General features: G+C 72.7%; 14 protein-coding genes. 8 read left to right on the top strand and 6 right to left on the bottom strand.

All coding sequences use genetic code 11. The annotated features are described in order from the left end of the window. The first annotated feature begins 100 nt into the window (after positions 1-100). The 3 genes from AB0D99_RS17020 to AB0D99_RS17010 all read left to right on the top strand — a co-directional run bounded on the left by AB0D99_RS17020 (position 101) and on the right by AB0D99_RS17010 (position 2,079). On the top strand, positions 101-742 hold the full coding sequence (locus AB0D99_RS17020) for a TetR/AcrR family transcriptional regulator (RefSeq protein ID WP_362361840.1): 642 nt from the start codon (positions 101-103) through the stop codon (positions 740-742). 114 nt (positions 743-856) lie between these two features. Next, positions 857-1,186: a hypothetical protein gene (locus AB0D99_RS17015; RefSeq protein WP_362361837.1), complete on the top strand. Its 330-nt coding sequence runs from the start codon at positions 857-859 to the stop codon at positions 1,184-1,186. A 227-nt stretch (positions 1,187-1,413) separates the two neighbouring features. Beyond that, entirely contained in the window at positions 1,414-2,079 is a 666-nt protein-coding gene (locus AB0D99_RS17010; RefSeq protein WP_362361834.1) for a hypothetical protein, read from the top strand. A 12-nt stretch (positions 2,080-2,091) separates the two neighbouring features. Here the strand turns inward: AB0D99_RS17010 and AB0D99_RS17005 are convergent, their stop codons facing one another. Continuing rightward, positions 2,092-3,138 carry an aminoglycoside phosphotransferase family protein gene (locus AB0D99_RS17005; RefSeq protein ID WP_362361831.1) on the bottom strand — a complete coding sequence of 349 codons (1,047 nt, stop codon included), beginning with the start codon at positions 3,136-3,138 and terminating at the stop codon, positions 2,092-2,094. Between the two features lie 185 nt (positions 3,139-3,323). Further along, a complete protein-coding gene (locus tag AB0D99_RS17000) occupies positions 3,324-4,511 on the bottom strand; it encodes a serine hydrolase domain-containing protein (protein WP_362361828.1) in 1,188 nt (395 codons plus the stop codon). A 61-nt stretch (positions 4,512-4,572) separates the two neighbouring features. On the opposite strand from AB0D99_RS17000, the gene AB0D99_RS16995 reads away from it, so the two are divergent. Beyond that, positions 4,573-5,223 (top strand): TetR/AcrR family transcriptional regulator, encoded by a 651-nt coding sequence (locus AB0D99_RS16995; protein WP_362361825.1) that lies wholly within the window; start codon positions 4,573-4,575, stop codon positions 5,221-5,223. 48 nt (positions 5,224-5,271) lie between these two features. Here the strand turns inward: AB0D99_RS16995 and AB0D99_RS16990 are convergent, their stop codons facing one another. Then, positions 5,272-5,643, bottom strand: a complete 372-nt coding sequence (locus AB0D99_RS16990) for a hypothetical protein (protein WP_362361822.1) — start codon at positions 5,641-5,643, stop codon at positions 5,272-5,274. A 337-nt stretch (positions 5,644-5,980) separates the two neighbouring features. Between AB0D99_RS16990 and AB0D99_RS16985 the strand changes: the two genes are divergently transcribed. After that, on the top strand, positions 5,981-7,240 hold the full coding sequence (locus tag AB0D99_RS16985) for a S1 family peptidase (protein ID WP_362361819.1): 1,260 nt from the start codon (positions 5,981-5,983) through the stop codon (positions 7,238-7,240). An 83-nt stretch (positions 7,241-7,323) separates the two neighbouring features. Here the strand turns inward: AB0D99_RS16985 and AB0D99_RS16980 are convergent, their stop codons facing one another. After that, entirely contained in the window at positions 7,324-8,343 is a 1,020-nt protein-coding gene (locus tag AB0D99_RS16980; protein WP_362361816.1) for an alpha/beta hydrolase, read from the bottom strand. A gap of 202 nt (positions 8,344-8,545) precedes the next feature. After that, a complete protein-coding gene (locus AB0D99_RS16975) occupies positions 8,546-9,523 on the bottom strand; it encodes a WYL domain-containing protein (protein ID WP_362361813.1) in 978 nt (325 codons plus the stop codon). 130 nt (positions 9,524-9,653) lie between these two features. Here AB0D99_RS16975 and AB0D99_RS16970 point away from each other — a divergent pair, with 130 nt between their 5' ends. From AB0D99_RS16970 to AB0D99_RS16960, 3 genes are all read left to right on the top strand, one after another. After that, the gene (locus tag AB0D99_RS16970; protein WP_362361810.1) at positions 9,654-10,394 is read left to right on the top strand and encodes an NIPSNAP family protein; all 741 of its coding nucleotides are present in this window, start codon (positions 9,654-9,656) and stop codon (positions 10,392-10,394) included. Positions 10,395-10,496: 102 nt separating this feature from the next. Continuing rightward, positions 10,497-10,943, top strand: a complete 447-nt coding sequence (locus AB0D99_RS16965) for a hypothetical protein (protein ID WP_362361807.1) — start codon at positions 10,497-10,499, stop codon at positions 10,941-10,943. Next, on the top strand, positions 10,940-12,451 hold the full coding sequence (locus tag AB0D99_RS16960) for a hypothetical protein (protein WP_362361804.1): 1,512 nt from the start codon (positions 10,940-10,942) through the stop codon (positions 12,449-12,451). Before AB0D99_RS16965 ends, AB0D99_RS16960 begins: the two co-directional genes overlap by 4 nt. Before the next feature lie 69 nt (positions 12,452-12,520). Here the strand turns inward: AB0D99_RS16960 and AB0D99_RS16955 are convergent, their stop codons facing one another. Next, positions 12,521-13,069 (bottom strand): GNAT family N-acetyltransferase, encoded by a 549-nt coding sequence (locus AB0D99_RS16955; protein ID WP_362361801.1) that lies wholly within the window; start codon positions 13,067-13,069, stop codon positions 12,521-12,523. Positions 13,070-13,257 lie beyond the last annotated feature (188 nt).

The following is a 13,257-nucleotide window of genomic DNA, read 5'->3' as shown; positions in this document are numbered from 1 at the left end:
CCGGCGGCTCGGGCGTACCTACTGTGTTGTGGGGTGGGGGGCCCCGCCCGCGGGGCCCCCCACACCCGCTCCGCAAGCACCGACACGGGGAGTAGCCGACGTGACCAAGGCCGAGCGCGCACTCGAGACGCGGGAGCGAATCCTCACGGCCGCGTGCGAGGTGATCGCCGACATCGGTTTCGAGAACATCAGCATGCGCAAGGTCGCCGAGCACGCCGGCGTGTCGAAGGCTCTGCTGCACTACCACTTCGACACCCGGGAGAAGCTCTTCGCCGAGGCGATGACGCACTCCTTCGCCCAGACCGGAACGGACCTCGACGCCGACGCCGACGAGGTCCCGGCGGCCGTCGTCCTGGCGCGCATCGTGAGCGCCATGCTTCCGACGGACGCCGTGCTGCGCCAGGACTGGAAGCTCTGGCAGGAACTCTGGGTGCGCGCCGGCCGCGACACGACCGCCCGGCACCTCGCCGTCGACCTCTACGACCAACTCCACACCTGGGTCGGCGGAGCGATCGAACGGGGCATCGCCTCGGGCGAGTTCGCCGACTGCGACGTCCCGTCGGTCAGCACCCTGATCCTGGCGCTCTGCGACGGTCTCGGCATCCGCGTGATGCTCGTCGACCCCCGGGTGGATCTCGGCACGGCGCGATCGGCCATCTGGCGGACCATCGCCCCGGCCCTCGGCATCGCACCGGATTTCCCGGAGATCCGACGCGACGCCCCGCCACACCTCGGATGGTGAACGGCCTTGCGGTGGAAGGCCGTTCGCGGTCGGCTGGGGCCGGTCCCCGGGCGTCGTGTCGTTCGGCGGGGTGTGGCACGGTAAGGGTGGGTGCGGCTCGCGAGAGGGAGCAGGATGACACGCAGGCAGATATGGGGCATAGCCGTGGCGGCGTTCGTGGCGGGTGGCGCGCTGGGGTTCGCGGTGGCGGTCGTGCAGGAGGACGAGTCTCCTTCGGTGACGGTCGGTGCGCAGCGGCCGGCCGAGTCCGTCGTCCCCACGACTCGTGAGGGTCTGGTCGACGCGTGGACGGCCGAGCTCAGGCGGGCGGGCAAGGAGCTGCCGCCGGGCTGGGAGGCGCTGACCACGGACGAGATCAGGGGCCGCTATCTGCACCAGCGGATGGTCAACGCTCCCGCCGCCGAGGACATCGACCCGGCCATGGGGCGTCCGGTGGACGAGTGACGCAGCGTCCCCGCGGGGAGAACGGAGCGGGCCCCGGCCGACCGGCCGGGCCCCCTGTGTGCCAGGGGCGGTCAGTTCGCGTCGTTGATCGCGTTGATCACCGGTAGTTGAGTGACGACGGACCGCGCCCGCGCCGCTGGTGGTGTGCCGCGCTGGGCTCACGGCGAGGGGAGGGCGGCCCGGGAATGCACATGCGGCACCGGACGGCCGTGCCGCATCATCTGTGGATGATCGTCATGCGGCCCGTCCTCGAGATGTGCGTCCCCGAGAGATTCGGCCTGTGGCCGGTCGCCGAGGTGCGGCCCTGGGGGTTCCTTCCCCTCGACGGGCGACTCGGTTCCACCGAGGTCGGCGCCGCGGTGATGGTCATCGCCGCCGGCAACGACGCCGACCCCGAGGACGCCGGCGGTCCGGAGCGCCCGGCCGACCCGCTGGGCAGCTTCCTGCACGGTCTCCTCACCATGGATCCGCTCTTCGCTTCGGGCGGACTCCAGGTCACCGACACGGTCACCGGCGCCACCCTGGTGCCCGGATGCTGCAACGGGCTCGACGAGCGTGCCGACTGGCTCGATGTCCTCGACGGCGCCGGCTGGGCCTGCTTCGGGCACGACCCCTCGCCGGTCGCCGAACGCGTCGGCGACACCGTCCGTCTGACGGTCGACGCCGAAGCGGACGACAGTCCGCGGATCGAGATTCCCGTCGCCGAGCTGCGTTCCCTGCTCGCGGGCGCGGAACGCGATCTGATCGACTTCCTCGACCTGGCTGCGGGCTGGGCGGCCCGCCACCTGCCCGCCCACGCCGCCGACGTCACCGAAGCGCTGGCCCGTGCCCTCGCCCTGCCCACGGGGCGCGGTGCCGTCGTGGATGGGGACGGAAGGGGTGGGCCTGCGTGAGGGGGAGGGCGATCAGGAGTAGGTCTGCACCATGCGTGTCAGGATCGTCCGCCCGCGGTCGAGCAGTTTCGGATCCTGCCTCGTGACCCCCGTGTCGACGTACGTGACGCCCAGACGCGCGGTGAAGAGGGGCAGGGCCCGCTGCTCGGCCTCGGACAGGCCGCGTCCGTAGCCGGCGAGGAACGCGGGCTTCAGGTCCGGGTTGGTCGGCCAGGAGGCGCAGCACAGCCAGACGAAGTCCTCCACGGCGATGCCGTGGTCGGACTTCTCGAAGTCGATCAGGCTGTGGGTGCCACGCCTGTGGTCCCAGAGCCAGTTGCGCGTCGAGTAGTCGCCGTGGCGGAAGACCAGCGGGAGATCCTCGGCAAGCCGCGGCAGCTCGCGGCCCACCCGCTCGACGAGGGTCCGCTGCGCGTCGGTGAGATGCGCGGAGGTGCGCTCCAGGAGGCCGGTGACCTCATCCGCCTTCCGGACGACCGACGTCATGATGTCGTCGCGCACTCCGGGCCCGGCCGGAACCGGGTGGTCGTGCCACCGCCTGAGCAGCCGGCCCGCCAGCTCGTGCACACGGGACTCGGCGTCGGGTGCGAGGGGGAACCCCCGCACCACATGACCCGTCAGGGGCGAGGTCATGACCGCCCGCAGCCCGGGATCCGAGGCCAGCAGCCGAGCGGCCTCGCCGGGAGCGAGGCACTGGGCGGCATGTCCGTACCCGCGCACCTCGCGCGCGAAGTCCTCCGGGGTCGGGCTCACCTTCACGAAGGCCGCCGACACCTCGGACGTCACGCGCCACACCCGGGAGTCCCCGCGCGGCCAGGACACGTCGAGAACGTCCATGGCGATCGCGAAACCGGGCAGACGGTCGACGACCCATTGCCGCAGGTCCGCGGGCATGAGGGCGTCGGGCGTCTCGTACGGCTCCACCCCGCTTCGCGCGGCGACCGGGGAGACGGCCGGTTGTGCGCTCGCCCCGTCGCTCGATCCCGCCGGCGGCCGCACCTGCCCGGCGACGCGAGGCGACTCCTCGCTCTCCGTTCCTCGGGCCGTGCCCTGGGACATGGTGCCTGCCTCGCGATCAGGTGGTTCGGACGGTGACCTCCGAGGTTCCGGACTACCCGCGCCCCCGGCCGCCCTATGCGACGACCGCGCCGGATTCATCCGAAAAGGATCACCTGGCGCCCATCCGGTGAGACTCCGCGCCCCCGGCCGTCGCTGACGCACGTCCGGCCCGGGGCGCGGCCCGGTCATCGTGGACGGGTGCGGTAGCCCTCCTGGAAGGCCGCCCAGAAGTCCTCGTCGATGCCCGAATCGACGAGGGAGTTCCAGTTCGTGTGGGCGACGAGCTGGTGGTGTCCGTCCCGGCTGTTGAGGGCGAAGGTCAGATACCCGGGTGCGCTGCCGCCATGACCGTAGGCGGGTCCGCGGTCGGTGGCGTAGACGTACAGGCCCAGGCCGTACGCCACGACCGGAGGGGCGCTGCCGGTCGCGGGGACGGTGTCGGTGAGCATGGCGCGCAGGAGGGGCGCCGGGAGCAGGCGTCCTCGCAGCAGAGCCCGGTAGAACCGCGCGATGTCGGTCGCCGTCGTCACGAGTGCGCCCGATGCGCCGGCCTCGGACGGGCTGAACGCGGTGACGTCGCATCGCGTGGCGTCCGGCGCGTCCGGCAGCAGCGGTGAGATGTCGGCGTAGCCGCGGACGTGGGCTCCGTCGATGGTGGTCCGCGCCAGCGGATACGAGGTGTCCCGGAGTCCCACGGGCGTGAACACGCGGTCTTCGAGGTTGGTGCGCAGGTCGCGGTCGGTGAGCCGTTCGACGATCAGGTCGAGCAGCAGGTAGTTGGTGTTGGAGTAGCGGAAGCGGGTGCCGGGGGCCGGGAAGTACCGGGGGTGTGCGAGGCCGATGCCGATCAGCTGCTCGCGGGGCCAGTACTGGTCGAGGCCGCGGAAGTGGGGGAGCAACCCTTCGACGTAGTCGTGGAGGCCGCTGGTGTGGTTGAGCAGCTGACGGACCGTGATGGGCGCGCCGGACAGTGCGTTGTCGGTGCGGACCTGGTCGGGCAGGAGCCGCTGCACGGTGTCGTCGAGGCGCACCCGGCGCTCGGCGACGAGCTGCAGGACGACCGTGGCGGTGAAGGTCTTGGTGACGCTTCCCGAGCGGAACCTCAGGTCCGGTGTCATCGGCCTGCCGGTGGCCCTGTCGGCGACGCCGGCCGCGCCGAAGCGCTCGGTCAGGCCGTCGCGGGCGAACAGGAACGCGCCCGGATTGGGGTTCGGCTCGGCCACGACCCGGTCGACCAGGGACTGCAGCGCCGGGTCGCGACGGCGTTCGGCCGCGCCTCGACCTGAGGACTCCGCGGCGGCCGCTCCGGATGGCAGCAGAGGGGTGAGAGCAAGTGCCGTGCCTAACAGGAGGGTTGAGCGCCGTCGGATCATCGAGGTCTCCCTTCCAATAACAATATAGGCATACGGTTATAGCACGCGGTACCGTCCTCTCGTGCCGAGAGTCGCCGACCATGACGCCCGCCAGGGGCAGATCACCGACGCCGTCCAACGCCTGATCGTGCGGGACGGCCTCCATGCCGTGACCGTCGCGCGGACCGCCGCGGAAGCAGGCATGTCCGTGGGCCTGGTGCAGCACTACTTCACGGCGAAGGACGAGATGCTGCTGGCGACGTTCGCGCGGGTCGACGGGCATTTCACCGCGCGGGTGGACGAGCTGGTGGACCGGGGCGAGGCCGAAGGACGCACCATCGCCGAGATGCTGCGGCAGGCGTTGGCCGAGCTGATCCCGCTCGACGCCGCGCGCCGCGCCGAGTTCCTCGTCCGACTCGCCTTCGCCGGGCAGGCCGCGCACAACGCCCGTCTCGCCGCCGTCCAGCGGGAGACGCTCGCGGGCATCCGCTCACGCGTCGCCCGGGCCATCCGCAACGGCGTGGAGTGCGGCGAGGTCGCCGGGGGCGTCGACGCGGACGACCAGGCCCGGCGGATCGTCGCGTACGCGGAAGGGCTGGCACTCCACACGCACGTCGACCCGGACTCCACACCGGAATCGGCGACCCTCGCCGCACTGGACGACCAACTCGGCCGCGTCTTCACGGGAACCTGCCGACGTGCCCGCGCGGCCGGGAGCCGGACGGCTCCGTGACGCGGCCTCGGGCATGCGCCGAAGCCCGTGGCAGGTCGGCTCAGCGGGTCACCGCGGCCGGGGAGCCGTCTCCGGATCCGGGCTTCCGAGCAGCTCCGCCAGCGGCCTCCCGGAGCGGGCGGCGGCGATCCGGCGTGCCCTCAGTTGGGCCCGGGTACGGGGGCGGAACGCGGGTCGCCTGACACAGCCGCACGGTTCGCGACCCTCGTACCGAAGTCCCGCTCCCAGCACCGCGGCCACCACGCTCCACGCCTTGGCGTCCCGGCGCCGCGGGGCCGCGAAGTCGTGGCCGGCGCAGCTCATGGGCTCCGAGCATCGGGGGCATCGGTGCTCGCCGGCCCCGGGGTGCCGCTTGAACGCGACGCGGCAGCGCACGCACGCGTAGTGCAGCTTGTAGGGGTTCTCGGCGTAGTAGCACACGAGGGGACCGTACCCCGTCCGGAGCTGCCGCAGGGGCGGTCGTTCTCCGGATGCGCGGTGGGGAAGTTCCCCGCCCGCTCCCCGGGTGCGTGGTGGGGGAGTTCCCCGCCCGCTCCCCGGGCACGCGGTGGCGAGATCCCCGCCCGCTCCCCGGGCACGCGGTCAGGAGAGCCCCGCCCGCTCCCCGGTTCCTCGCGGCCCCCGATGCACTTTCGTTCGCATTCTTTGCTGCGGCGATGAACAGATCTCCTCCCGCCCCCGTATGAAAGGCCGGACGCGTCCCCCCGGTTGCCCTCGCGGCGATCGCAGTCCGTACCCCCACACAGGAGGCGAAGAGTTGAGTCACAGGCGAATACCCAAGCGGAAGGCCGTTCTCGCGGGTGCGGGGGCGGTGGGCATCGTCGCGGCGGCGATCCTGCTGCCGCAGGCCAACGCCTCGCAGGACGGCGCGGGGGAGCAGTCGGGCTCGCCGAGAAAGATGAGTGCCGCGTCGGCCGCGCAACTCCTGCAGCAGCTGGGCAAGCAGCTCGGCGACTCCTACGGCGGTGCCTACTACGACGCCGGCAAGCAGCAGCTCGTCGTCAACGTCGTGGGCAACGACAACAACGTCAACGTCGAGGTCACGAGGGCCGGAGCCGTCGCACGGAGCGTGCAGAACAGTCGCTCGGCCCTGGTCTCCGCGATGGACTCGCTGGGTGACAAGGCATCGGTTCCCGGAACCGCGTGGGCGATCGACCCGAGGACCAACCAGGTCCTGGTCACCGCCGACCGTACGGTCACCGGTGAGCGCTGGGACACCGTCGAGGGGGCGGTCCGCGCGCTGGGCGACGGTGTCGCCCGGATCCAGAAGTCGAAGGGCGTGTTCAAGCCCTTCATCGAGGGCGGCGACGCCATCTTCGGCGGCGGCTCGCGCTGCTCGCTCGGATTCAACGTCACCACCCAGGACGGCCGGCCCGGCTTCCTGACGGCGGGACACTGCGGCGTCGCGGTCGAGCAGTGGTCCGAGCAGCAGAACGGCGCCCCCATCGGCACCGTGCAGGAGGCCGTCTTCCCCGGTGAGGGCGACTTCGCGCTCGTGACGTACGACGACCCGAACACCCAGGCGCCGAGCGCGGTGGACATCGGGGACGGCCAGATCGTGGAGATCGGGCAGGCGATCGATGCGGCGGTCGGTCAGGAGGTGTTCCGGATGGGCAGCACGACCGGTCTGCGCGGGGGCCAGGTGACCGGCCTCAACGCGACCGTGAACTATCCCGAGGGCACGGTCTCGGGGCTCATCCAGACCGATGTCTGCGCGGAGCCCGGCGACAGCGGTGGCGCGCTGTTCACCCGGGACGGAAACGCCGTCGGCCTCACCTCGGGCGGAAGCGGTGACTGCACCTCGGGCGGCGAGACCTTCTTCCAGCCGGTGACCACGGCCCTGGCCGCCGTGGGTGCCCAGATCGGTGCGGGTGGCGCCGATCAGGGTGACGGTGGCGCCGATCAGGGTGACGGTGGCACCGGTGACGGTGGCGCCGGCCAGGGTGACGGTGGCGTCGGCGAGGGTGACGGCGACGGTGCCGTCGAGGAAGGGGGCGAAGGGCACGGCATCGGCTGACGGCGAAGGAGGGGAGCGGCCCTGGACGTCGAACGACCGTCCAGGGCCGCGGCCTGCCGTCCCGGGCCCGCCCCGCCGTTCGGTCAGGACCGCGTGAGGATCCGTCGCAGCCAGCGGGTACGGGTGGCGAGGGCGTCCTCGCTGAGGGCCGCCTGCGGGGCGAAGGTGTCGAAGCCGTGGAAGGCCCCTGGCCATACGTGCAGTTCGGCCTGGCCTCCCGCCCGCCAGATCGCGTCGGCGTAGGCGACGTCCTCGTCCCTGAAGGTCTCCACGGAGCCCACGTCGATGTAGGCAGGGGGCAGCCCGCTCAGGTCCGTGGCACGGGCGGGGGCCGCGTAGGGAGGGACGTCGGTGGCGCCGTGCAGGTCGCCCAGCACGGCCTGCCAGGCGGTCGCGTTGGAGGTCCGGTCCCAGGTGTCGACCCCGGCCATCTGGTGACTGGAAAACGTGTCGTTGCGGTCGTCGAGCATGGGGCAGAGGAGAAGCTGCCCGATCGGTGCGGGGCCACCACGGTCACGGGTCAGCAGGGCGAGCGCCGCGGCCAGTCCGGCGCCCGCGCTCTTCCCGCCGATGACGATGCGGTCCGGGTCGATGCCCAGTTCGGCCGCGTGGGCGGACACCCAGACGAGCCCGGCGTAGCAGTCCTCCACGGGGTCGGGGTACCGCACCCGCGGAGCGAGTCCGTACTCGACGGAGACGACGGCCAACTCCAGTTCCGCGGCCCAGTCGTGAAGCAGCTGGGGAAGCACGGACCAGGCATTTCCCATGATCATTCCGCCGCCGTGCAGGTAGTACAGCAGCGGCAGCGGACCGGTGACCCCGGCGGGCCGCGCGCTGACGAGAGTGACGTCCCGCCCCCGCGCGTCCCCCGGCACCCGCAGCTCCGTCACCTCGAAGAGGCCGTCGGCCCGGAGCTCGTCGACCGTCGGCCGGGGCCGGGTGGCGGCATCCTGCTCCTGCCGGGCCGCGAGGTTCTCCGGGGTGAACGGTCTCCTCGCCTCGTCGTCGAAACCCTCCAGCACCGCGCGCAGTTCGGGGTCGAGAGGGGGCGCCACCCGAGCCGCCGAGACGGGATCCGGCCCTGACGCATGCGCGTGATTCATGCGGCGTAGTCAATCACCTCGGTGGGCCACCGCGGCTGAGGCCCGCGTCGCCTGTCGGCCTCGATCGCCCCGCACGTGCCGGGCGGCCGCGCGTCCGACGTCAGCGCTGCCCGTAGGCCCGGGCCAGGACGTCCACGCTGAGGCCCGCGTCGCCTGTCGGCCTCGATCGCCCCGCACGTGCCGGCCGGCAGCGCGTCCGACGTCAGCGGAGCCCGTAGGCCCGAGCCAGGACGTCCACGGTGGCGGTCATCGCCCGGCGTAGTTCGGTCGGCGCGACGACCTCGACGTCGACGCCGAGCCGGAGCAGTTCGCCGCACGCGTGATCGGTGCTCTCGGTCGGGATCACCGCCTCCACCCATCCGTCGTCACCGACGGCGGTCGCCGTGGTCTCGACGGCGCGCACCACCTCAGCGGGGACGTTGTCCGGCAGCCTCCGCAGTCCGCGAGGAGAGATCCGGACGGTGGCCGTGCCGGTGAAGCGACGGGACGCGAACTCTTCGAGGTACGAGGACCAGTACGCGCCCAGATCGAAGCCACGCGGCCGTTCGAACCGCTCGTCGCCGAGGGAGGCGTCGAGGACCTGGGCGACCCGGTAGGTCGCGATCCGGTTCTCCGTCGCGGCCACGAGGTACCAGACACCGGACTTGAGCACCAGGCCGTAGGGACGGACGCGACGGTCCACCTCCTGCGGCGCGCGCCAGCGGCGGTAGCGCACGTCCACCGCACGTCCGGTGAGCACCGCGTCGACGAAGAGAGGCAGATGAGGCGTCTCCTCGGTCTCCCGGTACCAGCCGGGCGCGTCCAGGTGGAACACCGCGGCCGTCCGCGCCGCCGCCTCACGCGGTCCCGCCGGGAGCGCGGCCAGCAGCTTCAGCCTCGCCGCCGTCACCTCCGCCGCGAGCCCCAGGTCGGCGGCGGGCCCGGGCAGTCCCGCGAACAGCAGGGCCCGCGCCTCGCCCTCGCTCATCCCGGTGAGACGGGTGCGGTAGCCGTCCAGCAGCTGATAGCCGCCACGGCGGCCCGGCTCCGCGTAGACCGGGACCCCGGCCGCCTGCAGGCGCTCGACGTCACGGTAGGCCGTCCGCACCGACACCCCCAGCTCATCGGCGATGGCGCGCGCGGACACGCGACCACGGGACTGCAGCAACAACAGCAGGGAGAGCAGACGACCGGCGGACATGGACGCATTCTCCTCGGAAACACTGACAGCCCCTGGCACGCGGGGTGCCTACCGTCGATCCGCGGCGCCCGGCCACGACCGAACGAGCCGGGAACCGCGTCAGGGAAGAACCACCGAACAGGAGTCCGTCGTGCCCTCCACCGACCCCGCCGTCCGGCCCGCGGTGATCGAGCTTCGCCAGTACACCCTGCGTCCGGGCCGACGCGACGAGCTCGTCGAACTCTTCGATCGGGAATTCGTCGAGACCCAGGAGGAGACCGGAATGATCGTCCTCGGCCAGTTCCGGGACCTCGACGATCCGGACCGCTTCGTCTGGCTGCGCGGATTCCGGGACATGACGGTACGTCACCATGCACTGACCGCCTTCTACGGCGGCCCCGTCTGGGCCGAGCACGGCCCCCGGGCCAACGCCACCATGCTCGACTCCGACGACGTCCTGCTGCTGCGCCCCCTGTCCGCCGCAGGCGCTCCCTCCGGCTCTCCGACGGAGCGCCCGCGCGTGGGCACACCGGCACCGGATCGGTTCGTGTCCGCCACCGTCTGGTCCTTCCCACCCGGACGGCCCGACGGCGCCACGCTCGTCCGTGACGGCCTCCTTCCCGTCCTGCGCGGGACGGGACCGGCGCCGCTCGCCGTCCTGACCACCGAGACGGCGCCCAACACCTTCACCAGACTCCCGGTCCGCACGGGCGAGAACGTGACCGTCGTCATCACCTCGTACCCGGACGAGGAGGCCCACCGCAGGCACGCGGCCGAGATCCTGCGAGACCCCCTCGTACGGGACGAGATCCTGCCGGGCATCGAGCGGGAACGGACGGCAGCGCCCCGAACGCTCCGACTGGCACCCACCGGCCGTTCCCTGATCCGATGACCGCAGGACGGTGAGCGCGGACCGGGTGGCCGACCGGACGGCCGCGGACCACGCCCACCCGGCGGACCACGGCCCGCTGTCCTGCGGAGATAGGGTGCCGGAGTGACCTCAGCGCCGCGCCGGTTCCCGCCGTATCCGATCCGTGGCGTGCGGATCCTGCACCGCCGACAGAACTGCGCCCCGCACTTCGCCCGGATCGAGGTGGACTTCGAGCCCGCGCCCGAGGGCTTCACCTTCGAGGTCGCCGAAGGGCTGACGGTGGCGTACGAACCCCGGGGCGATCTCCCCGGCTTCTACGCGGCGGTCGCCGAAGGGATCGCGGAGCGGCTGAGCAGACCCGAGCACGGACTCGTGACCGCGACCCGTGTGGTGCTGCGGCAGGTCCACGCCGAGGAGTTCGGCTCCCACCCCTCGCGTTCCGGATCGCGGGCTACCTGGCGGCGGGCGAGGCCCTGGCACAGACACAGGAGAATCCACCTAGTCCCTGACAGGGCCCCGTCGGAATGCGCGAGCCACTCGCTCGCCGGCCGGGCAGGATGCCCTCTGTGAACCATCTCCTGTGCGGGCTCGCCGCCAATGACGCGCTGCCGTCCGAGCTGGTCGACCGGCTGATCGCGGTCGCCGACACCGACATCGCCGCGGCGTTGGCCGGTCGCGCCGACCTGAGCCGTCGTCAGGCGGTCGCCCTCGTCTCGCGTGTCGAGGAGAGCGCGGGTCGACTCGCCCACGAGGGAAGGCTGACCGCCGCGGACATCGACCCCACCACGCAGCCGCTCGCGGCCCTCGCCCTGCTGGAGGAAGGCGCCGGCCGCCCGGAATGGGCGCGCCGTCTCGCAGCGGAACCGTCGGCCGAGCGCCGGGCGCGGCTGGCGGCCTGCTCCGGCCTCCCGCCCGACGTGACGGAGACGCTCGCCGGGGACACCGAGGTACGGGTCGTCGCCGAGCTCGCCCGCTGGACCACGCCGGACGTCGCCGCCGGACTCGCGAGCCATCCGCATGCCGAGGTCCGCCGCGCGGTCGCCGCCAACGAGGCGACGCCCCCGGAGGTCCTGGCGGCGCTCATCACCGGCTCGGGCCTGCCTCCCGCGCAGCGGTGCCTGGTCTGCGACCGTGAGGAGACTCCGTACACGCACGATCCGCACTGCCCCCGGCTCGACTGCGATCTGCGGTCGGGCGCGTCCTGCGACGGATCCCACGAGTCCACCCTCCACGACATACGGCAGGCGGCGCTCGGGAACCCGGCCGCACCCGCCGAGACGGTCGGCGCCCTGGCGGACCACCCCTCGTCGCTGCTCCGCCAGGACCTCGCGGCCCGCCCGGACCTGCCGTCTGAGGTGTACGCACGGCTGGCCGTGGACGCCATCCCCGGTGTGCGCGCCAACGTGGCCGCGAACCCCGCGATCGACGATGTCCTCATCCGTGTCCTGGCCGCCGACGGCAGCCACGACGTGCGGCGCGCGCTCGCACACCACCCCCACCTGCCGCTCGACGTCCTTGCCGACCTGGCATCCACGACCAGGATCGGCGCCACGCTGCTGCCACGGATCGCCGCGGCATCGCCCGACGAGGTCGAGGCACTGGCCGCGTCGCGGAACCCCGCTCTCCGGATGCTCCTCGCCCAACGACGGGATCTCCCGCCGGGGACACGCGACACGCTGGCCGCCGACCCCGACGCGAAGGTGGCCAGGTCGATCGCCGCGCACCCGGGGCTCTCCGAGGCCCAGTTGCGTTCCCTGGTCGAGCGGTACGGGGGCGGTGTCGTCGCCCGGGTCGCGACCAACCCGGACACGCCTCCCGCCCTGCTGGAGGAGTTGACCCGGCACGAGCCACCGGCAGGGAAGACGCTCCGGGAGGTGGCGCGGCACCGCCGTGCGACCTCCGGAGCGCTGCTCGCGTGTCTGACGGACAGCCGGGCCAGGCGGATCGCCGCCGGTCATCCCGCGCTCCCGCCGCAGGTCGTCGTGGAGTTGCTCACCGACGCGGACGGGGAGGTGGCCGAAGCAGCCGCCGCCAACCCGTCGCTGCCGTGCGCCGCGATGGCGGGCCTGGTGCCCTGAACGCGGGGCGGGAAGCGAACTCGGCGGATTCCCGGGGACGTCCCCCCGGGGCCGGATCGAAGCGGCCCTCTACCGGGCGGGGACCGCGCCGGCGGGGATCTCGAAGACGAGGTCGACCTCGTCGTGCTCGTTCCTCCGCTCGGCGACGAGCGTGAAACCGAAGCCGGCGACGGTGGCCAGCGAGGCGTCGTTGTCGGACCTGATCGTGGCCCGCACGGTCCTGACGGCGGGGTCGGCAGCGGCCCTGGCGAGCAGCGCGGCCAGCATGGCCCGGGCGTAGCCCTGGCGGCGGTACTTCGGCACGACGGTGTAGCCGACCTCGACCACACCCGCCTCGTCCGGCGGCCCGTGGAACCCGGCGTCGCCGACGACGGTCCCGTCCGGTTCGGACACCGCGGCCCGGGTGATCCAGGGTGCGACGGAGGGGTTGCCGGCCAGCTGGTCGGCCCGGTAGCCGAAGATCCATCGGGCCCGGTCGCCGACGAAGTGTTCGTCGAGTCGCACCCCGGCCTCGGCGCTGCCCGCGGCGAGGTCACCGTCGGCGAGCGCCCGCAGCGCCTTCTCGCCGAGCTCGACGAAGCGGACGCGCTTGGGGGTGGTGCGGAGTTCGTCGTTCATCGCGCAGATGCTCGCCCAGCATCGTCGGCCTGTCCATCGCATTAACACCCCGACCGGGGCGGCGCCCCTCCGACGGCGGCCTGTTCCGCCGGACGAGTGACCGTCCACGCCGAACGGCCGCGTCGGACGGCGTCTCTCATGCCCACAACCCCCGGTAGGGCATCCCCGGTACGGTCTCGCCCGGCATG

This window comes from Streptomyces sp. NPDC047971, assembly GCF_040653355.1.
Classification (GTDB): domain Bacteria; phylum Actinomycetota; class Actinomycetes; order Streptomycetales; family Streptomycetaceae; genus Streptomyces.
Note: the sequence above shows the minus strand (reverse complement) of the source record. Positions and strands in the feature narration are given on the sequence as shown.

What these genes read in the sequence shown, in the direction of transcription:
- AB0D99_RS17015 (WP_362361837.1), top strand. Translation starts at nt 857, where the DNA reads ATGACACGCAGGCAGATATGGGGCATAGCCGTGGCGGCGTTCGTGGCG.
- AB0D99_RS17010 (WP_362361834.1), top strand. Translation starts at nt 1,414, where the DNA reads ATGATCGTCATGCGGCCCGTCCTCGAGATGTGCGTCCCCGAGAGATTC.
- AB0D99_RS17005 (WP_362361831.1), bottom strand. Translation starts at nt 3,138, where the DNA reads ATGTCCCAGGGCACGGCCCGAGGAACGGAGAGCGAGGAGTCGCCTCGC.
- AB0D99_RS17000 (WP_362361828.1), bottom strand. Translation starts at nt 4,511, where the DNA reads ATGATCCGACGGCGCTCAACCCTCCTGTTAGGCACGGCACTTGCTCTC.
- AB0D99_RS16980 (WP_362361816.1), bottom strand. Translation starts at nt 8,343, where the DNA reads ATGAATCACGCGCATGCGTCAGGGCCGGATCCCGTCTCGGCGGCTCGG.
- AB0D99_RS16975 (WP_362361813.1), bottom strand. Translation starts at nt 9,523, where the DNA reads ATGTCCGCCGGTCGTCTGCTCTCCCTGCTGTTGTTGCTGCAGTCCCGT.
- AB0D99_RS16955 (WP_362361801.1), bottom strand. Translation starts at nt 13,069, where the DNA reads ATGAACGACGAACTCCGCACCACCCCCAAGCGCGTCCGCTTCGTCGAG.